Annotated in this window: 17 protein-coding genes; 7 read left to right on the top strand and 10 right to left on the bottom strand. The window is 54.8% G+C overall.

The features are described from left to right. Positions 1-48 precede the first annotated feature (48 nt). On the top strand, positions 49-1,440 hold the full coding sequence (mgtE, locus tag MFFC18_RS01150; RefSeq protein WP_075082586.1) for a magnesium transporter: 1,392 nt from the start codon (positions 49-51) through the stop codon (positions 1,438-1,440). A 24-nt stretch (positions 1,441-1,464) separates the two neighbouring features. Here the strand turns inward: mgtE and MFFC18_RS01145 are convergent, their stop codons facing one another. Both MFFC18_RS01145 and MFFC18_RS01140 read right to left on the bottom strand, forming a co-directional pair. Further along, positions 1,465-2,958 (bottom strand): sigma-54-dependent transcriptional regulator, encoded by a 1,494-nt coding sequence (locus MFFC18_RS01145; RefSeq protein ID WP_202907496.1) that lies wholly within the window; start codon positions 2,956-2,958, stop codon positions 1,465-1,467. A 170-nt stretch (positions 2,959-3,128) separates the two neighbouring features. Beyond that, positions 3,129-4,502 (bottom strand): DUF5690 family protein, encoded by a 1,374-nt coding sequence (locus MFFC18_RS01140; protein ID WP_238381174.1) that lies wholly within the window; start codon positions 4,500-4,502, stop codon positions 3,129-3,131. Positions 4,503-4,716: 214 nt separating this feature from the next. Between MFFC18_RS01140 and MFFC18_RS01135 the strand changes: the two genes are divergently transcribed. Then, positions 4,717-5,835 carry a zinc-binding dehydrogenase gene (locus MFFC18_RS01135; protein WP_075082587.1) on the top strand — a complete coding sequence of 373 codons (1,119 nt, stop codon included), beginning with the start codon at positions 4,717-4,719 and terminating at the stop codon, positions 5,833-5,835. Positions 5,836-5,875: 40 nt separating this feature from the next. Here the strand turns inward: MFFC18_RS01135 and MFFC18_RS01130 are convergent, their stop codons facing one another. The 7 genes from MFFC18_RS01130 to MFFC18_RS01100 all read right to left on the bottom strand — a co-directional run bounded on the left by MFFC18_RS01130 (position 5,876) and on the right by MFFC18_RS01100 (position 14,290). Then, the gene (locus MFFC18_RS01130; RefSeq protein WP_075082588.1) at positions 5,876-6,805 is read right to left on the bottom strand and encodes a sulfite exporter TauE/SafE family protein; all 930 of its coding nucleotides are present in this window, start codon (positions 6,803-6,805) and stop codon (positions 5,876-5,878) included. Then, a complete protein-coding gene (locus MFFC18_RS01125; protein ID WP_075082589.1) occupies positions 6,802-7,596 on the bottom strand; it encodes an SDR family oxidoreductase in 795 nt (264 codons plus the stop codon). Before MFFC18_RS01125 ends, MFFC18_RS01130 begins: the two co-directional genes overlap by 4 nt. Positions 7,597-7,733: 137 nt before the next feature. Next, complete coding sequence (locus MFFC18_RS01120) at positions 7,734-8,606, bottom strand: DUF4437 domain-containing protein (RefSeq protein ID WP_075082691.1); 873 nt, start codon at positions 8,604-8,606, stop codon at positions 7,734-7,736. 220 nt (positions 8,607-8,826) lie between these two features. Next, positions 8,827-9,381, bottom strand: a complete 555-nt coding sequence (locus MFFC18_RS01115; protein ID WP_075082590.1) for an ECF-type sigma factor — start codon at positions 9,379-9,381, stop codon at positions 8,827-8,829. Further along, the gene (locus MFFC18_RS01110; RefSeq protein ID WP_075082591.1) at positions 9,382-11,877 is read right to left on the bottom strand and encodes a serine/threonine-protein kinase; all 2,496 of its coding nucleotides are present in this window, start codon (positions 11,875-11,877) and stop codon (positions 9,382-9,384) included. Positions 11,878-12,028: 151 nt separating this feature from the next. Then, positions 12,029-12,883: a YihY/virulence factor BrkB family protein gene (locus MFFC18_RS01105; protein ID WP_075082592.1), complete on the bottom strand. Its 855-nt coding sequence runs from the start codon at positions 12,881-12,883 to the stop codon at positions 12,029-12,031. Between the two features lie 15 nt (positions 12,884-12,898). Beyond that, a complete protein-coding gene (locus MFFC18_RS01100) occupies positions 12,899-14,290 on the bottom strand; it encodes an AI-2E family transporter (RefSeq protein WP_075082593.1) in 1,392 nt (463 codons plus the stop codon). A gap of 414 nt (positions 14,291-14,704) precedes the next feature. Between MFFC18_RS01100 and MFFC18_RS01095 the strand changes: the two genes are divergently transcribed. The 5 genes from MFFC18_RS01095 to MFFC18_RS01075 all read left to right on the top strand — a co-directional run bounded on the left by MFFC18_RS01095 (position 14,705) and on the right by MFFC18_RS01075 (position 16,736). Beyond that, on the top strand, positions 14,705-15,157 hold the full coding sequence (locus tag MFFC18_RS01095) for a CsbD family protein (RefSeq protein WP_075082594.1): 453 nt from the start codon (positions 14,705-14,707) through the stop codon (positions 15,155-15,157). Between the two features lie 92 nt (positions 15,158-15,249). After that, on the top strand, positions 15,250-15,552 hold the full coding sequence (locus MFFC18_RS01090) for a hypothetical protein (protein WP_075082595.1): 303 nt from the start codon (positions 15,250-15,252) through the stop codon (positions 15,550-15,552). 80 nt (positions 15,553-15,632) lie between these two features. Further along, positions 15,633-16,067: a hypothetical protein gene (locus MFFC18_RS01085; RefSeq protein ID WP_075082596.1), complete on the top strand. Its 435-nt coding sequence runs from the start codon at positions 15,633-15,635 to the stop codon at positions 16,065-16,067. Continuing rightward, the gene (locus tag MFFC18_RS01080; RefSeq protein WP_075082597.1) at positions 16,067-16,276 is read left to right on the top strand and encodes a hypothetical protein; all 210 of its coding nucleotides are present in this window, start codon (positions 16,067-16,069) and stop codon (positions 16,274-16,276) included. The genes MFFC18_RS01085 and MFFC18_RS01080 overlap by 1 nt, the downstream gene beginning before the upstream one ends. Positions 16,277-16,280: 4 nt before the next feature. Then, positions 16,281-16,736, top strand: a complete 456-nt coding sequence (locus MFFC18_RS01075) for a phage holin family protein (protein WP_075082598.1) — start codon at positions 16,281-16,283, stop codon at positions 16,734-16,736. Between the two features lie 481 nt (positions 16,737-17,217). On the opposite strand, the gene MFFC18_RS01070 is transcribed toward MFFC18_RS01075, so the two are convergent. After that, positions 17,218-18,012, bottom strand: a complete 795-nt coding sequence (locus MFFC18_RS01070) for a 3-keto-disaccharide hydrolase (protein WP_075082600.1) — start codon at positions 18,010-18,012, stop codon at positions 17,218-17,220. Positions 18,013-18,598: the final 586 nt, after the last annotated feature.

Below are 18,598 nucleotides of genomic sequence, written 5' to 3'. Positions count from 1 at the left end.
AATCCAAAACTCAACGCAACGTTAGACTTGCAGCCTCGGAAACGATCGATGACTCCTGAACCAGAGAACGCAGCCACAGAAAAAGACGTAGACGAAGTCGCGATGCTTGCCGCGTTGACCGATCAGATCGAAGCCAGTGACTTTGGTGCCGCCCAGGGCTTGCTGGAAGACATGGACGCCAGGTCCCGGTCGCGGCTGCTGTCCCGATTGCCGTCAGAGCTACAGCAGTTGCTCGTCACGCACATCGCTCCGGAGCAGGCTGCTGATTTCATCCACGAGATGCCTGAAGTCCAGGCCCGGGATATTCTGGAAGAGATCGATCCGTCCCAGGCCGCGGATATTCTCGAAGAGCTGCCGAAAAAAGAGCAGGCTGACTTTGTAGGCGAGCTGCCGAAGGAGTCGATGGACGCGATTCTTTCGGAGATGGAAGCCGAAGACGCGTCAGCGATCCGGCTGTTGGCGACCTATGATGACGACGAAGCCGGCGGCATCATGACGGTCAAGTTTTTTGCCGTGGCGGAAACCGAAACCGTGGGTCAGGTGATCGGGCGTCTCCGCGACAACATCGAAGAATTTTCCGACTTTGATGTGCAGTATGCCTATGTGGTTGACGTCGAGAACCACCTGATCGGAGTCTTGCGGCTTCGTGATTTGCTGGTCTCTCGCGACGAAGTCAAAATTGCGACCTTGATGATCAAGGACCCTCTGTTCGTAAGCACGCACACCAAGCTTCCTGAACTTCACCAGATTTTTGACGCCCACAGCTTCTTCGGCATTCCGGTCGTCAACGAACTCAATCTGCTGGTGGGAGTCCTGCGACGAGGTGACGTCGAAGAGTCGATGTCGGAGCAGTTTCAGGATGACTACGAGAAAGCTCAGGGCCTGATCAGCGAAGAAATTCGCGCGATGCCGACAGTCACGCGAGCCCGCAGAAGACTGAGTTGGCTGAGCATCAACATCGTGCTGAACATTATCGCTGCGAGCGTGATTGCGTTCTACCAGGACACGCTGGAGCAAGTGATTGCGTTGGCGGTTTTCCTGCCGATCATTTCTGACATGTCGGGCTGTAGTGGCAACCAGGCGGTCGCGGTCAGCATGCGAGAACTGTCGCTGGGGCTGGTCGAGCCCAAAGAAGTCGTTCGTGTTTGGCTGAAAGAGATTAGCGTCGGATTGATCAACGGTCTGGCGCTGGGGCTGCTGATCGCCTCGGTAGCGTTGCTGTGGAAAGGAAACCCTTGGCTGGGCCTGGTGGTCGGCGTTGCCATGATGCTCAACACGATCATCGCCGTCTCACTCGGTGGTACGCTGCCTCTGGTGATGCGGCGTTTGAACCTCGACCCGGCACTCGCGTCAGGACCGATTCTGACCACAGTCACCGACATGTGTGGGTTTTTCCTGGTGCTCAGCGGCGCGTCGATATTCCTCAGCTATCTGGTGTGATCCAGTACGCCGAAGGTGGCCCAGTTATTCGACGACTTTTCGAATCCCAATGCCAAGCTTGTTCACTTTGCTTCGAACCGTCGTCCGTGTGATCCCAAGTTGCCTCGCTGCCTCCGTGAGATTGCCGCCGCATTTGTTCAGCACCGTCGCGATCAACTCGCGCTCAACTTCCTCGATCACGTCATCGTAGAGTGTTGCTGAATGGTGCGAACAATGCCGCGCGATCAGCTCCGAAACGGACTGCGTTTCTGCCACGGGTTCAGTACTGTGCGACGCCGGTTCCGCATCGGTAGTGTCAACGGCTGCCGTGGGTAAAACTGGCTGCGAAGACTCTCTCTCGATCAGCGGAGGCAGAAAATCTGGCAGCAAAACAGATCCGCTTGACTGCACAATTGCCTGATGGATGACGCTTTGAAGTTGCCGCACATTGCCCGGCCAACTGTACTTTTTCAGTGTCGAAATCGCTTCCGGCGCGATGCGACCAATCTCTTTACCAAGCTCCTCGTTGGCGGTTTGGCGAAAGAATTCGATCAGCAGTTCAATGTCGCCGTCGCGCTCTCGCAGAGGAGGCAGGCTGATCGTGTACCCGTTGAGCCGATAGTAGAGGTCTTCACGAAACTTGCCGCTTTCGCACATCTTTTCGATGCCTTGATGGGTCGCGGCGAGAATTCTTACGTCGGCTGAAATGGTCTCACTGCCACCGACGCGTTCGAACTGTTTCTCCTGCAAAACTCGCAGTAGTTTGCTTTGGAGCGGAGCTTCCATGTCGCCGATTTCGTCGAGAAATAGCGTGCCTCCTTCGCATTGTTCGATCTTGCCAATCCGTTTTCGATCGGCTCCGGTGAAGGCGCCTTTCTCGTGTCCGAAAAGTTCGCTTTCGAGCAATGCTTCAGGAATCGCGGCGCAATTGATGGCGATGAAAGGCTTCTCCTTGCGGAGTCCGTTCTGAAAAATCGCCCGCGCGACAAGCTCCTTTCCCGTTCCGCTTTCGCCACGAATCAGTACGGAAATGTTCTGTGCCGCAACCCGTCCGATGGCCTTGAAGACCTCCTGCATCGCCGGACTGCATCCGATCATCGACGATCCCGTTCGATTTGAATCCGCTCGTTCGATCGACACAGGCTCGACCATCAACCGACGGACTTCCATGGCGTGCCGAACGACCTTGTTCAGCGACCGGACATCAAGCGGTTTGACGAGGTAGTCCATCGCTCCCTGTTGCATCGCCGAGATCGCGGTCTGTCCGTCCTGGCCGCCGGTCATGATGACGACAGGCAACTGTGGATCGATCTGTTTGACTGTTTCGAACAACTGCAAGCCATCGGCGTCCGGTAAGACTACGTCCAGCATGACGGCATCGGGCTTCGCAGACTGAATCAACTCCAGTGCCGCGCTGGCAGTGCCAGCCGACAGGACCGAGATTTCGGAATCAGCGAACACATGTTTAAACAGGGCAGCAATCGCGGGCTCGTCGTCAACGACAAGCAAACACAAATCGCCCGGGCTTTGGTCTGGCACAACAGTTGACTCAATGAAAAAAGAGCGACGCCAACAACGTGCATTCGTTTGATCCGCACGCTGACGTCGAAGAGTCGGAATTGTACCGCCGTAGGATCGCGTGCTCAATCGCCAGGCTCTAGAACCGCAGGCCTCGCATCCCTGTCTCGTTTCGTCGGCAATGGATTGAGTTAACTTTCGTTCGCAGCTGGTAGCTCATTTGCGGCTGGCAGCTCATTGGTAGGCGGTAGCTCATTTGCGGCTCCCAAGTCATCCGCTGCAGCGCAGGTCTTTGGAATCTTGAGCCAAAAGTGCCACGCCAACAGGATCGCAATCGCAGTTGAAATGCATGACACCGCAACCGAAGTCCAAGTCATCAAGTTCAACAAATTGCCCTGGCCGGACGTCGTGTTTCGGAACACCATTACCGCGACGTAGCCCAAATAACCAACCGCGTCGGCGAGATACATCAAATAGCCGATCGTGCCGGTTTCGCGAAATGCAGCCAGCATCCTCTCAAAAACGGTGGTGTGAAATGCAACGTACGGAACGTACATCCCAAACCCCAATAAAACCATGAAAGGCATTGGTGAGAGACGACCTGTTTGGTGACCCCAAATGGCTCCCAGCACCACGGCAAACCCCGCACACAGCAAACCGATCGACGTGAGAAACGCGATACGATTGGACTTGATCGTGATCGTCAATCCGCTGATCAGTACCACACCGATCATCACCCAGAATTCGGATCTGGCGAAAACGTCAGGTTCGTCTGCGACGCCAAGATCTCTCCAGATCTCAACGGCAAAGTCGTCCCGGATGCTGCGTACGATCGTCAACAACACATAGATCGATAGCAACCCGATCAACCCAAACGCATGCCGACGGGCAAAACTGCGTCTGTCCCGGGAGTTCATCGGCTGTCGTTTGGTTCGCAATTGCTCGTCGGTGGCGGAAGGAGGTGGGATCTGCGACAACAGCCCGACGAAAATCACTAACGGCACAACAAAAACCAGCCCCGTCACAAACGGCATCCAGTAGGGATCGATTCCGTGGTTCTGTATCAGCGCGCGGCCGACTGATTTGACGAAGCCGGACGAAAGTATGAAGCTTGCGCACAATCCGGCTGAAAGCAACTCGGTCATCCTGCGGCCTTCGAGAAAACCCAACACCAACCCGAACACCATTCCCAGCGGCAAACCGTTCACAAACAGCCATACAAAATTCCACGGCGGCGGCGTGATCGCAAACAGCAGCAACGCGACCTCGGCAATCGCAATCAAGCCGAGAATGGACACCGCGCGGTAACGAGCCGGCATCTCAGAGACAACTTTGATGCCAACGAATTTCGATAGTGTGTAGCCTGCGACCTGGGCAGCGACAAGAATCGTTTTAAATCCGATCCCCAGCCACACGGTGTCTTCGTAGGTGGCCGCGGTGAACGGTTTGCGAAAGGCGTACATGCAAAAATACGTGCCGAACGCCGCAGCGATGCAATAGGCTGAAAATGTCACCGGACCTGAATTTTCAAGTCGTTTTGAAATCCAGCTTGAGTGTTTGTCCATTCAGTTGCCGAGATTCTCAGGAGCAGGTCGAGGTCGTTGTGCAATTCGTGACCTCTATCGAATCGCAAACACGTCAGCGATTAAGTCTGTTTTCTGCTGGACGCCACTCACAGATGTTGAAACATTGTTGACTTTCGATCAACTTGTCGCTGGTCTCATCTGGCGAACTTAACCCTTTTTTAACAACCTCGAACACTCCAAAATTGGAACGTGAATGGACGCCAACTACGCTTTCGAATTGAACTCCAGCTCTCGGGAGTTTCATAAACGTCCGATCTCGATTCCGAAACTTGAAACCGGTCAGGTTCTGATCGAAGTCACATGCTGCACGATATGCGGAAGCGACTTGCATACTTTCTGCGGACGGCGAGACGCACCAGAAGGATGTGTTCTGGGCCATGAAATCATCGGTAAAGTCGCCGCCTGGGGAGGAAGCTCAACTCCCTCTGATTTCCATGGCAGCCCGTTGGCGAAAGGCGATCGCGTGACATGGGCGATGGCTGTTGGTTGTGGTGAGTGCTTCTTCTGCAATCGAAAGATGGGGCAAAAATGCGAATCAATTTTCAAATATGGACACGAACCGCGTGGGACGGGCGCTCCAACCGGAGGGCTATCGGACTATTGCGTTCTGGTGCCAGGAACGCCGATCTTTCGGGTTCCCGATTCGCTGTCGGATGAAGTCGCCTGTCCTGCGAACTGTGCGACGGCGACAGTTTCCGCGGCAACACGTTTGATTGCAGAAACGCACAGGATCGAAGGCAGCAACGTGCTTGTCATCGGAGCAGGAATGCTCGGGCTCACCGCGACGGCTCAACTGACTGACGCCAAAGCAGCAAACGTGGTGGTTGCGGACGTGGATTCCGATCGACTCGCTTTGGCGCGAAAGTTCGGTGCAACTGAATGTGTTTCGACAAGCAACAAGGCGGATTTGGAAAATCTGACCGGCTCGCTGACGCAGCAACGCGGCTTCGACATCGTCCTGGACTTCGCCGGCGTCCACGCTGCAGTCCTCACAGCGTTGGACTCGGTTCGCACTGGCGGCTGTGTCCTGCTAGCCGGATCGGTCTTCAAAACCGAACCGATTCCGCTTCTCCCAGAAACCGTCGTTCGCAAAATGTTGACGATTCGTGGTCTGCATAATTATCTGGCCGAAGACCTTGCGTTCGGGTTGCGTTTCCTCGAATCTGCCCAGACTCGATATCCGTTTGAGAGCCTCGTCTCCCGAACTTTTTTGCTTGACGAGACTCAAGATGCTTTCGAGTTTGCCCGTGACCAACGTCCGATTCGCGTCGCGGTTCGACCATCCGGAAACGTGATCCAAAACGACGATTGACACGTCAAAAACCATGTCAAAAGCAGACTTGCCTTTGGCACTAACCCGAGCCTTTGGTGATCAGTAATACGGCGACGATGGAAAGCCCGACGGCGACCAATGTGCGGAAGCTTCCGGCCGACAGACGTTCGCTGAACTTCTTGCCGACCGCGATGCCGATCAGTGCCGCCGGGAAGATCAGCAACGATTCGGTGATGATCTGCTGTCCGACTTCTGCGGTAATAAACAGGGCCGCGACCTTGAAAATCGTTAACGCCAACAGGAACTGATTCACGAAAGCCTTGAATCGTTCCTGGCTCCAGTCCTGTTGCATCGCCCACGCGACCACGGGAGGGCCGGGCATCGTCACGGCGCCCATCAGGAATCCGGAAACAAGCCCGACACCAAAAGTCGTGACTGGATTGACGGTCGGCTCAGACTGCTCAGTGGATGAATCGATCTCATTTTCCGCAGCGCGACGGCTGGCCAGTCGCCGAACCCAAAACGACCACGCGACCATGAACAGAATCACGACACCCGTTCCTCGTGTCAGCCAGTCAAGGTTGATCGATTTGAACAGCCACAGCCCCAGCGGCAACCCGATGATGGCTCCGGCGAACGCATACAACAATGGCCGCCATGCGAAGCCGCGACGATAGGCCCAAACAGTTCCAATCTGCACCGGGATCGCCAGCAGGCTGACCAGCAGTTGAGTTTGGCGCGCGTCAATTACCAGCGGCATGACTCCGATCGCCACGATGCCAAATCCGAATCCAATTCCACTGTGAACGACGCCGGCAACAAAGGCGATGACCGCGACGATCAAGATGGTAAGCAGCCAGTTTCCGCTGAGCCCGTCAGCAGCGTTGGCGACATCCTGAGCCAAATTCGGATTCGCGGACGCGATTTGGCTGGTGGCAAGAAAGATGATCGACAGGAAAACGATCAGCAGCATCGCAGACCTGGCGGAAGAAAACATTTTCTCTTTCATGACAAAGCTCCTGCTGAATCCTGCGATGTCTTTGGTTCTCCGATGCCGAACGCTTCGTTTCGAAGCACCGACATATCTCCTTCGATGACTTTATCGCTGAAGGTCTGATATCGTTGGCTGACGAGCTGAGCCAGCGGCCCGACCCAAGCGTGAAAGCGTCGGTTTTCGATAGCTTCGAAGATGGCTTCGGCGACCAGAACCGGCGGGGATGCGAAATCACCAAAGCCAGCGGACTGTGCCATGTCGGTCAAGATCGGACCCGGGTGAACGCTGACGACATGCGTGCCTTGCTCTCGCAAAGTTTCACTCAACCCTTGCGTGATCGAGTAGCTGGCGGCTTTGGACGCACAGTAGGTCGCGAACCTGGCGGAAGCTTTGACAGACGCAACGCTATTGAGCTGTACCAGAGATCCACCTCCGTTTGCTTTGAGCACGGGAGCAAATGCCTGGGCGATGCGAATCAGCCCGCCCACGTTGGCGTTGAACTCGTCGAGCAAGTTGTCCATCGCGTCGACGTCAAGCGGATCGCTGGTGTGCATCACGCCCGCATTGTTAACGACAACATCGACGTCGGAGGCCGTTTTGGATGCGGCAACAATCGAATCGGGATCGTTGAGGTCAACCAAAACTGCGACGACTCGCTCGCCGTGTGCTTCGATCAGCGAATCGGCTGAATCCAGATTGCGGACGGCCGCATAGACTTTCGACGCTCCGCGGCGGAGCGATTCTTCCAGGATGACTTTTCCGATGCCGCGATTGGCTCCGGTGATCAGCACAACTTTGCCATTCATGTTTGGATCTTTTCTGTTAGGTCTTATGAAAAAGGATCGTGGCCGCGGCTCGTCCGCAGAAGGTTCGAGGGCGACTGAGGCTGAAGCGGCAGCCACGATCCATGAGCAGTTCGCCATAACGACAAAGCCCCAACGGCCTAGTCGCAGATGACTTCGAATTTGCCTTCGCTGCGAACATAGACCAGGCATTCGGCGTCACATGAAACCTGATGCGATGCCTCGCCGTCGGAGCCGAAGTAGCTTCCTGCGAGCAGCGACTTTGTTTCATCGCCGGCCTTGATTGATGTCTGCCCCTCGATCACCACGGCCCGAAACGTTTTGCCGTTGCTCTTGATTGTTCCCGAGAATCCGGCAGGGAGTTTGACGTAAGAACCGTTCGGCTGGTCGTCGTTCGGATTGCCAAAAAGGTAAGCCAACTGAGGAGTTGCTTTGTCGGTGGTTCCTGTTTTGATCCAGGTCGTGTTGGCTGCGTCGAGCCACATTACGTTGGATGCGTCGATGTTGATTGGACGTTCGCCACGATCAAAAGCTGACTCTGGCGGCATGACAAGGTAAGGGCCAGACTGGATTTCGACATAGGCAACGCTGGCTCCGGCGGACGACGTGATGTGAACTTCGCCTGCAGGCTGAGTCCAATACGATCCTTTCGTCATCCACATTGGCTTGGCGGCCGGATCGTCATTGTGCACATTGCCTTCGAGGACGATGCCGCGATAGGTGATGTTGTGAATGTGCGGCGGCGATGAAAAACCATCGACGAACTTGACCAAAAAGCCAGACGCCTGGTCACCGGTTTGGTCGCCCCACAACGTTCCCGCTCGCGGGCCTTTGTCACCGCGTTTTGGATTCAGAGCCTGCCAGTTGATGTCCTTGGCAGTCACGATTTCAACCGTGCTGGTTGATGCGTTTTGAGGTTCCGTGCTGGTTGCGACCTGAGCTGATGCGATGGTTTGAATACCAAAAAGCATTGCGACTGATAGAAAGGTTCGAAGTGAGTTGTTGATATTCATGAGAGTTTTCGTTCGGAAGGAATGTTGAAAAATTGTTCGCCGCAGTGGCATTCGTAGGACCGCCGATCGTGGCAGTGGCGTTAGGCGGGATCGCCGTCGGCTTTTAGGCAGCAGCCCCAAAGCAGCACGACAAACAGCCTGCTTGTAGATCAGTGCGAGAAAGTACGCAGATTCCATCAGGAAATCTGAAAAAGAATTTGCAGCCGGGAAAAGGCAACAATTACTGCATTTCCGTCTTCAGCCAGGCTCGCGAATAAGCCCACGAACGCTCCGCGGTGGCTGTGGAGATTTCAAGAGCCGCAGCGGCCTCCTTGATCGTCAGTCCAGCGAAAAAGCGAAGCTTGACCAGCTCTGCTTTGACCGAATCCTGCTGCTGCAACTTCTCCAGTGCTTCGTCGAGCGCCAACAACTTCTCCGGCTCAGACGCGGCGGGATGGTTCCACGTGTCGAGCTCAATTCGCTGCCGATCACCGCCACGTTTGGCTGCTTTTGCTGCCCGCGCATGATCGATCAGGATCCGGCGCATCGCTTCTGCAGCGGCGCCGAAAAAGTGACCTCGCGAATTCCACTTCCGATCGTCTGCCGCGTCACCGACGACCCGCATCCAGGCTTCATGCACCAAAGCCGTCGCCTGCAGCGAGTGATCGGCGCGTTCGTTGTTCAATCTCGCAGCCGCCAAACGACGAAGCTCGTCATAGACCAGAGGCAACAGATCCTTCGCCGCAGCGGAATCGCCAGAGTCAAGTGCGTCCAGAATTTGCGTGATCTGTTTCAACTAACGAACCGTTGCATTCGAATCAATCGTGGCTCCAATTTCTCGCCGACATTCTACCAGCCAGTCTTCCACTCGCATTGCCGAGTCGCCCGCCTTTTGCTGATACGTTTCCAACGCGACCAGGGCCTGACTGAACTGCTTCAGCTTCATGTTGGCCCGCCCGATCAGTCGCCAGGCGTCAATCAGGTCTCCGTTAAGGGAAAGCGCCGTTTTTGACGACGCGATCGCGGCCGCGAAGCTTTCCTGCTGAAGCAACACTTTCGATCGCTCGAGGTGAGCCGTACCGTGCTGCGGATCAAGGTCGATAGCGATGTCGAGCGCTCGGCGCGCCGCGTCCAATTCGCCGTTTTGCAGATACGCCGACGCAAGAGATCGCCATACGCCAGGCACTTTGGGCCGAATCGCTGTGCAACGCATGAAGTATCGAATTGCCGTTTCGTACTTGCCTTGCGACAACAGCGCCGTCGCGTATTCAAAGTTCAGCATCAAATCCCCGGCGTGTAGCGACAGCGCGAACTGTTGCACTTCGTCGGATCGATTCGGCGAACCAACAGCGTCAAACGACTCCGAGAGCCACGACAACTTTCGAGGACAAAATTGCGACAAATCGCTACTGGAAACGATGCTTTCCAACGAAACTTCATCCGCTGGAGCAGTTTTGAAAATAATTTTGCGGATCGCCGTTCGCAACGGATCGGGATCAACGACACACATCGCATCAGTCCACTGCTCGACCTCTTCCTGAGCCATTTCGGGTCCGCCAAGCCTGGAAAGTTCCATACGCGTCGCGATCCACAGCTCCAGTCCGTCCGTCATCTTGACTTTCGATGGGTCGTCAAACATTTCCTCGGCAAGTTCGCTTGGCGAAAGCTGGTCGAGATCATAGCCGCGGTCGCGCATGATGCGGCGAAACTCGTTCTCCATCGCCGTCCAGCTCTCAAGATCACGATTTGTTGCGCGCCGAATCAGCAGCTCCTCCAGGTCGAACGCAAACTTGCGATCCCTGCGAGCCGATTCGTAGCGACCCAGGAATCCTTCGGCTCGTTCACGCGATGAGCTCCCCGCGGACGAATCTACCGCCAAGCCCTGGACGTGAGAAACGAGTGAATCGGCTTTCGCCCAATGCTCATCCGAAGGAGACAATTCGATCGCCGAAAGCATCGCTGTGGTTGCTTGGTCGACCGCATTGTTGAGGCGGTTTTCATCTTTCTGTTTTTCGGCCGCGTACTGGTTCCAACTGGCCGCCAACCCAAATCCGATCGCTGCCAGCAACGCCACGACAGCCGCACCGGTGGCGACTCCGCTGCGATTTCGCAAGACGAACTTTTTGGAGCGATACCACAGCGAAGGCGGGCCCGCGACGACAGGTTCGTTGTCGAGAGCCCGTTGAATGTCGGCAGCAAAATCGTTGGCCGAATCATAGCGTCGGCGGCGATCTTTCTCCAAACCTTTCATCACGATCCAGTCCAGATCGCCACGAATTTCCCGGGGAAGCCGATCCGGGCTGATGCTGCGATGTTTTGCGAGGACCGTCAGATGCTCACCCGCCGAACTCAGACGCTGGCTCGGTTTGAGCGGCTCTTCCTCACGGATCATTCGCTGAAGCTCTTCATATCCGGCGGCTCGCAAGGTCTCCGATTGCAACGGCGTCACCCCAGTCATCAATTCGTAAAGCAGCACCGCGAGTGAATAAACGTCGCTACGTGTGTCGACATCGAGCCCGCTCATCTCCGCCTGTTCCGGGCTCATGTATTGCGGCGTGCCGACCATCATGCCGTACTGCGTGAACATCGTTTTTTCGGTCAGCCGTTGGTGCAACGCTTTGGCAACGCCAAAGTCGATCACCTTGACGACCGGTTTGCCATCGTGAAGCGTCACCATCACGTTGGAGGGCTTGATGTCGCGGTGAATGATTCCCTTTTGATGGGCGTGATGCACCGCGTTGCAGACCGACACAAACAGCTCCAACCGCTCGGTCGTCGAAAGCGAATTCGTGTCGCAGAATTCGGTAATCGGCACACCCTGAACCAGCTCCATCACAAAGTACGGTCGGTCGCCACTGGCAACGGTGCCTCCGTCGAACACGCGAGCAATATTCGGATGGTTCATCATCGCCAGGGCCTGTCGTTCGGCTTCGAAGCGAGCGATGACGGCGCTGGAATCCATGCCAGGCTTGATGACTTTCAACGCCACTTGCCGCCGGATCGGATGACGTTGCTCGGCCATGAACACGACGCCAAACCCGCCTTCACCGAGCTTTTGCAACAACCGATACGGTCCAATGTCGTCGCCAACGTTGGCTTTGAGATCGCGAACCAAAGTATCCTGCAAGTCTTGATGGTCGAGGAAACTATCCATGCTACCGTGTGCGGCGAGGAGGTTTTCAATTCGCTGCTGCAACGCGTTGTCGTCACCGCATTGCTCGCGAACAAAGGCAGCTTGCTCGGCGGCCGGCAATTCGGTGGCTTCCGCGAAGATGGTCTCTTCTGATTTCATGCGTCTGCGCGTTGGAGGGGATTTGGCGTTGAGGCAGGTGACCGTCCGTTTTCGGCCCGAATTTCACCTATTTTGTACCTCAGTGCGTAAACCGGCCATCATTTCCATCAAAAAACCTCAGACAAATTTCTATTTCCATCTGCCTGGTCGACTAACGCTGACGCTCAAAATCCTGTGTCGTCCACGTTTGCGTCAGCTGCGCCCCAAACAGGACAATCGATGAAGCGTAGTAGACCCACGCGAGAATAATTGCCAATGACGCAGCGGCACCGTAGACCGCGCCGGGATTTCCGTAGCTGATATACAGCCCCATCAACTGCTTGCCGAGCGTAAAGAGAACGGCCGTGACGAAGGCTCCAAACCAAACGGAACGCCATGGGACTTGCACGTCCGGCATGAAGCGAAACATGGCCGTGAGCAGCGTCGTCAGAAACACAAACGACAAAACCTGATTCAACACAAGCAGCATGCCCGAGGAAAGCACGGCTGGCAAAACCGCGTCCAACTGAGCACCCAGTTCCGACACGATGGCTCGAATCGAGATCGACACGAGCAGCAGAAAGGCCATGACAAGCAACATACCCAGCGACAGGACTCGTTTTAGCAACATCGACAGCCACGGATTCCGTTGATCGCCATGGTTGACTCTCCAGACTTTGTTTAACGCGATCTGCAACTGAGTGAGCACGCCGGTCGCTCCGATGAGTAGCATCAAACCGCCGACCACGGTGGAGAAGACATTTTGCTTTGGCTGGTTGGCGGAGGTAACGATTTCTTCCAGCTGCTCAACGGCTTGCTCACCAATCGCGTCTTCAACCTGCAGGCCGATTTCTCCCTGCACGTCAGTCGGCTCGACGAAGAAACCGAGGATCGAGAATGAGATCAGCAGAATCGAAGGCAGAGAGAACGCAGCGTAGTACGCGATCGCCGCAGAACTCGACAGCCCGTCGTTCTCGTTGAATCGCTCGGCGCTGACCGCGATCAGGTTGATCAGTTTTTTGAACACGTAACTTCCTTCGTTCTACCTGCCTAAAAATTGTCCGACGGGTTCCAGCGGTTCGATGTGGTCACACGAAATTTTGATAACCGCGAGAACGGGAACGGCGATGATGGCTCCTCCCAAACCCCAAATCCACGACACGACCACAAAGAAAATCATTAGCCAAACCGGATGCAGACTGACGCTACGGCTGAGCAGATGAGGCGTGATGAGGTTGGCTTCGAGAAGATTTGCAGCCAGATAGATTCCAGGTGCCCACAAGGCATACGCGATCGAATCAAATGAGATGACTGCGACCAGAAACACCAGAATCGCTCCGCCTGCGGCGCCAAGAAACGGAAAAAAGTTCAGCAGCATCGCCACGACGCCCCACAGAATCGGGTTCGGCATTCCGATCAACCACATGCCGATTCCAATCACCAAACCGAGCACGAAGTTGATCGAGAGCGTTGTCAACAGATAGGCCGAAACGCTTTCTTCAATCGCTCTGGAAAGTTCGACGACCCGTTTCTTCTCGCGAAACGTCGGCATCAACTCCACCAATTTTTCCAGTCCGCGATCTCCAGCGGAAAGCAAATAGAAAACCAACACCAGCATCAACCCGACTCCCGCGAGCAGGTCGCCGGTGGTGGAAAAGATTCGATTGGAGATACTTGGCTGTTGAACTTCGACTGGAATCACAGCCTTCACAGGTTCGCCTTCTTCTTCCGTTTCAGACGCCGACTGAGCCTCCGTTGCCGCACTTTCCGGGTTCTGACTGCCGGTTCCTACGGTGGCAGACGTCCTCGACGCTACTTCGTCACCCAAAGTCACGCCGCTGGTTTTCGTCGAGTCCGCTACATTCTTGCTCTCATCGTTTGCCGGGGTTTTCTTCGCGCCAATCTCTTCCAGTTGGTCCGACATTTGTTGGACAGCATCCAGCGGTTGCCTGAGCGTCTGCAGTTTTTGACCAACAATGTTGAGGTTTTCTTCTTTGTTTTCGAGCCAACGCGTCGCGGGCTGATAGGCGAACAGCAATGCGATCAACATGCCTCCGACGACAACGAACATCACGCCCAGCGAACCAACAAAGTTCGGGATTCCAATTTTATTGAGCTTGGCGACGACAGGACTGAGCAGAAAGTTCAGCAGAAACGCACCCACGATCGGGAGCATCACGGCTTTGCTGAAGTACAACGAGTACACGATCGCAAGGCAGGCCAACACGATGACGCATGCTGCTGCGGTGGGCAAAAGTGCTTTTCGCGCGGATGTCAGGCTGGAACATTCAGCCAACTCACCATCGCTATCCCTGTTAAGGATCGCCGACCGTTCCAGCGGATCGCCGTCGCTGTCCGCGAGGTGATATTTTCTTTCGTCCTCGAGCGCCGCGACGTTCGAGCGAAACTTGGCTGTAGGTTTTGCAGCAGACATGGCTCTCTCGAGACAGGGGCAAACAGGTGATCGGTCAGAGTCGCTGCGTAGCTGTTGGTATTTATCCAGCGTCGCGATCGACCGCTAACGAAGTAGCAAACGCTATTCCAACAAGCTTAAAAACTGGTTTCACAGCGACCATTGTTCGGTCAATGGCCTCGTTTCGATCAGGATCGTTGGCTCGCAAGTCGGTTCTCGAACAAAGCTGGGTTCATCGCGACCAGGTTGGTTCCGCGACGTGGTTTCTGGAAATGCACTTCGGGGTTGCTATCGCCGATCTCCCTGCAAATGCGGCATGGAACGGGATTGATGCGGCTTAGATTCAACGATTGGCACACCACCTGCATTGAGTCCTGTTGTAACAACTCACTTTTATCTGCCGGGGAACTGGCAACTCAACGAAAGGTGGCAGCGATGTCCAATGCACAAACAATCAAAGGTGACTGGAACCAGGTCAAAGGAAAACTCCAGGAGATGTGGGGCCAACTGACCGATGATGAGCTCGACAAGTTTGAAGGTCAGCGCGATCAAATGATCGGAATGATCCAGGAGAAAACTGGGGCCGCCAAAGAAGAGATTAACAAGTACGTCGAATCCATTTCCGACTCTGCTGCGGCTTACACCCAACAAGCGATGGAAACGGCTCGCGAATATCGGGACGCAGCGACTGAGTACGCTCAGGCGACCAGTGCTCAAGTCCGAGAGTCTGCAGAAAAAGTTGCGGGCCAGATCAGTGACCAGGCTCAAGCCGGATACGAAGAGGCGCAACGCGTTGTTCGTGAACGCCCGGCTCAATCGCTTGCCGTCAGCTTTGGCGTTGGAGTTCTGATCGGCGTCGTCGGTGGGCTTGTTCTGCGATCACGCTAGAGCCAGCCAGCCGAACGCTTCGCCGAATACAAGTACGAAAACCGCGAGCTTTCACGACACTAAAAATACATCCATTCAAAAGGAACTGAGTCATGGCATCCAATCTCAAACACGACCGCTACTACGCTGTAGACAACGAAAACGGCGCCGCTTCAGCGGATACGAATCAGTCGCCTGGAGCAGTTCAGGAATGCGTTCAGGAAAACCCGGTCAACTCAGCCTTGCTGGTTATTGGTCTCGGAGTCGGCGCAGGCTTGCTGCTGAGCACACTATTTTCTTCGGAACGCACACGCCGTGAGCGACTGACCCGGCGGGTCGGGGACTACTTGCAGTCGGGCACTGGCAACCTCCGATCGACTCTGGAGAACGTCATCCCGGACCGCTACATGAGCTAATCGCTCATTTGACAAGCATTTGCGACGCCGCAACATCCGATTCACGCATCATTCACTTCTCCCACCAATGCACCAGTCCCATGGCACTTAATTCAACATCCGATTCCCATACGCCCGAGCAACTGACTGCCGAACAAATCCGTTCTCAGATGCAGCAACACAGGCTCGAGTTCGATTCCGATGTTGAACAGTTTGTCGATGGAACCAACGCGTTGGGCAACTGGAAACAGTATGTAAAAGCCAAGCCGATGTTCGCGCTGGCTGTCTGCGCCGCTGCGGGCTATATGGTGATTCCAAAGAAGAAAGACTATGTCAGCGCAGACCCTGACCGGATTGCGAGGCTTGTCCGCAAAGACAAACTCGTTGTCGCGCCACCCCAACGCGTCAAACGCGGCAGCGGAATGTTTGCGGGTTTGACTCAATCACTTTTGCGATTGGGGATGCAGACCGCGGCCGGAGTTGTGATGCAGAAACTCGGCGAAAAAGCCGCCCCACCGAATAGCGAGACAGCATAATGATTGCCAGATACCAAAACCGTTTCTCAGACGATGACCGACGCGTCGGAGACGACCAACGCGAGTCTGATCAGGACAATTCTCAGCTACAGCTCGGATCCGAGATTCTGTCCAAAGTACGAGACTACGCAGCCGCAAAACCGATGACGATTGTTGCCGCAGGTTTGGCGATCGGAATTGTGTCCGGCCTGATTTTGAAAAGGAAATAGACAAATGAGTGCCGACACATTGTTTAACGACCGACGCCGGCGGCAAAAGGTGGACAGTTCTCGACGGCTTCCGCCATCCAACGTGGCCAGAGGTTTGGGAGGAATGTTCAGCGATGTGATTTCGCTGGGCGAATTGCAACTGAAACTGCTGAAGCGTGATACGACAGAGACGATTGAGCGGACCTATGTTTCAGCTGCGATTTTACTTGCGGGGGTGTTGGTTTTGCTGGCCTGCCTACCGGTCGGGATGTTCGCTGCCGTACACCTGCTGCACGAAACCCTGGATACATCAATCGCAATGTCATTCGCGATCGTCGTCGCCGCAAGCTTTTCCGTTGGCGTGATGGTGACCGCAATTGGATTCATAAAACTTAAAAAGGCCGGTAACAGTTTCAGGCGATCTCAATCTGAGTTCTCGAAAAACGTTGACTGGCTAAAGCAAACACTCAAGCGTCGATAGCATGGGTTTTCGCACCCAACCATCGATCAACTAACGACAAATCAAACTTACGATAGAACTAACAAGGAGAGAGCTGTGTCAGTCAACTCAACTGCAACTACGGAACAATCAACGGAACGTGGCCGAACTGGTCCGGGCGTTACGACTAGTCGACACCGCACAACTGAGCCGCCGAGCTTGAGTGAAACGGCGCAGGACGCGTTAGACTGCTTCGAGCACTACGCACAAGAACGTCCGGACGTCGTGGCGATGTGCTGCTTGGGCGTCGGCTTTGTACTTGGGTGGAAAATGAAACCTTGGTAGATCGAGACACCGATCTAAATTCGCGGCTCTTAATTCCAATACGAGCGTCGCGGGGCAGATGAAGTCAAAGTAAGCGGCGATTTTCAACAGATTTGCCGCTGCTTTGCCTTCTGGTTTTACAAATATCGCGAGCGAGGCTTCAACCCACTCATACGAAGCCAACCGTTGAACTGCGATCCTATTCCGCCAGTTCCTTGACCTTCAAATTCTTGAACAAAATCGTACCAGCTTTGCCTTGGTGGACTTGCAACGCAAAGAAGCCTGTCGAATAGGTTCCGTCACCGACCCAATGCGTTACGGGGACGCCGTTGATCCATGTCTTCACGACATTTCCTTTGGCGGAAATCGTTACGCGATTCCATCCGGTCTTACTTTCTGCGGCACGAGCAGCTTCGTGCTCTTTCAACCACAACGGATAGAAGTAGCCGCCACAACTCTGGCCATAAATACCGCCCGACCAGTTTCTCCCTTTTTTGCCTTGGCCTTCAATCTCCACTTGTGGCCCCGAAACGACCTCCGATTCCAAGCCAGCTTTCTTTCCTGCAGCAGATCGCGATCGAAACTGAACTCCAGTGTTACCGTCAATTTCCAGTTTCAAGTCACAGGTGAAAATGAAGTCTTTATAGTCTTCCTTCTTCGTGCACAGGTAAGTGCTTTTGGATCCTTTTACGCATGTGCCAACAATGATTCTGTCTTTAATCTCAAAAGTGCAACTGCCGCCTCGGGCCACCCAGCCACTCAGGTCTTCCCCGTTGAACAATGACTCAAAGCCTTCGGTAAGATCGGGCTCTTCATCGGTGTTGAGCAACATCTCGCTGGGCTTCGGCGCGTTCGGCTGTTTGGAGTAGTGAGCCACCCATTCGTCTTGCTGGGGGTCGAGTTCCTGGCCGACAGCCAATGAGCCACAGACCGTGCCAGCGATTAGCAAAATTGAAAAGAACCGGCAGAGAGGTTGTTTGAGTGAATGCAACATCGAATTTCCTGAGATTTATTCTTCGCATGGTCGTTTGACTAGCCGGACGCGAACCCGCCTGGCTTGCGACCATCATATATCAAATTTCGTTTCTACGGCGAGATGCTGGTTGAATTGGCGTGCTCCAGTCGCAATGTCACCCTCGTCCCCTCACGTCGACGTAGATCCTGGGAGGACGAGCACCCCGTGGCGTCTGAAGAATACCGTCCATGCTTCGCACGAGCTGCCTGCCAGCACCAGTCAACGATCCCTGAAATCTGACCCGCTCTTCAGCACGTTTCTAGGGCGACTGAACTCGCCCCACAGACACTTTCTCTATGCTCTTGTTATCTGGTCGACCGATCATCTCCGAATGATGTGCACGAGGGGCTCTCGAAGAGAAGGACTCGATTGGCAATGGAAAATCCTGCGTCCGGCAAAGTTCAGCGGAGGAGCGCGGGAACCGGTATCACGCACAGTGAACTCAATCCTTCGCAGACGGAACCGACGATCTTCATCAGATCTGGCTCTCTCCCGAACGCGAAGGAAATGAACCGAGCTATGAGCAGAGGCGGTTTGCAGATGCGGAGCGACACAATCAGTTGCG

Origin of the sequence: Mariniblastus fucicola (assembly GCF_008087665.1) — a bacterium.
Taxonomy (GTDB): Bacteria; Planctomycetota; Planctomycetia; order Pirellulales; family Pirellulaceae; genus Mariniblastus; species Mariniblastus fucicola.
The sequence above is the reverse complement of the archived record's forward strand: the minus strand, read 5'-3'. Positions and strand labels throughout refer to the sequence as shown.

What these genes read in the sequence shown, in the direction of transcription:
- MFFC18_RS01125 (WP_075082589.1), bottom strand. Translation starts at nt 7,596, where the DNA reads ATGAATGGCAAAGTTGTGCTGATCACCGGAGCCAATCGCGGCATCGGA.
- MFFC18_RS01095 (WP_075082594.1), top strand. Translation starts at nt 14,705, where the DNA reads ATGTCCAATGCACAAACAATCAAAGGTGACTGGAACCAGGTCAAAGGA.
- MFFC18_RS01140 (WP_238381174.1), bottom strand. Translation starts at nt 4,502, where the DNA reads ATGGACAAACACTCAAGCTGGATTTCAAAACGACTTGAAAATTCAGGT.
- MFFC18_RS01085 (WP_075082596.1), top strand. Translation starts at nt 15,633, where the DNA reads ATGGCACTTAATTCAACATCCGATTCCCATACGCCCGAGCAACTGACT.
- MFFC18_RS01070 (WP_075082600.1), bottom strand. Translation starts at nt 18,012, where the DNA reads ATGTTGCATTCACTCAAACAACCTCTCTGCCGGTTCTTTTCAATTTTG.
- MFFC18_RS01135 (WP_075082587.1), top strand. Translation starts at nt 4,717, where the DNA reads ATGGACGCCAACTACGCTTTCGAATTGAACTCCAGCTCTCGGGAGTTT.
- MFFC18_RS01075 (WP_075082598.1), top strand. Translation starts at nt 16,281, where the DNA reads ATGAGTGCCGACACATTGTTTAACGACCGACGCCGGCGGCAAAAGGTG.
- MFFC18_RS01100 (WP_075082593.1), bottom strand. Translation starts at nt 14,290, where the DNA reads ATGTCTGCTGCAAAACCTACAGCCAAGTTTCGCTCGAACGTCGCGGCG.
- MFFC18_RS01130 (WP_075082588.1), bottom strand. Translation starts at nt 6,805, where the DNA reads ATGAAAGAGAAAATGTTTTCTTCCGCCAGGTCTGCGATGCTGCTGATC.
- MFFC18_RS01090 (WP_075082595.1), top strand. Translation starts at nt 15,250, where the DNA reads ATGGCATCCAATCTCAAACACGACCGCTACTACGCTGTAGACAACGAA.
- MFFC18_RS01120 (WP_075082691.1), bottom strand. Translation starts at nt 8,606, where the DNA reads ATGAATATCAACAACTCACTTCGAACCTTTCTATCAGTCGCAATGCTT.
- MFFC18_RS01110 (WP_075082591.1), bottom strand. Translation starts at nt 11,877, where the DNA reads ATGAAATCAGAAGAGACCATCTTCGCGGAAGCCACCGAATTGCCGGCC.
- mgtE (WP_075082586.1), top strand. Translation starts at nt 49, where the DNA reads ATGACTCCTGAACCAGAGAACGCAGCCACAGAAAAAGACGTAGACGAA.
- MFFC18_RS01080 (WP_075082597.1), top strand. Translation starts at nt 16,067, where the DNA reads ATGATTGCCAGATACCAAAACCGTTTCTCAGACGATGACCGACGCGTC.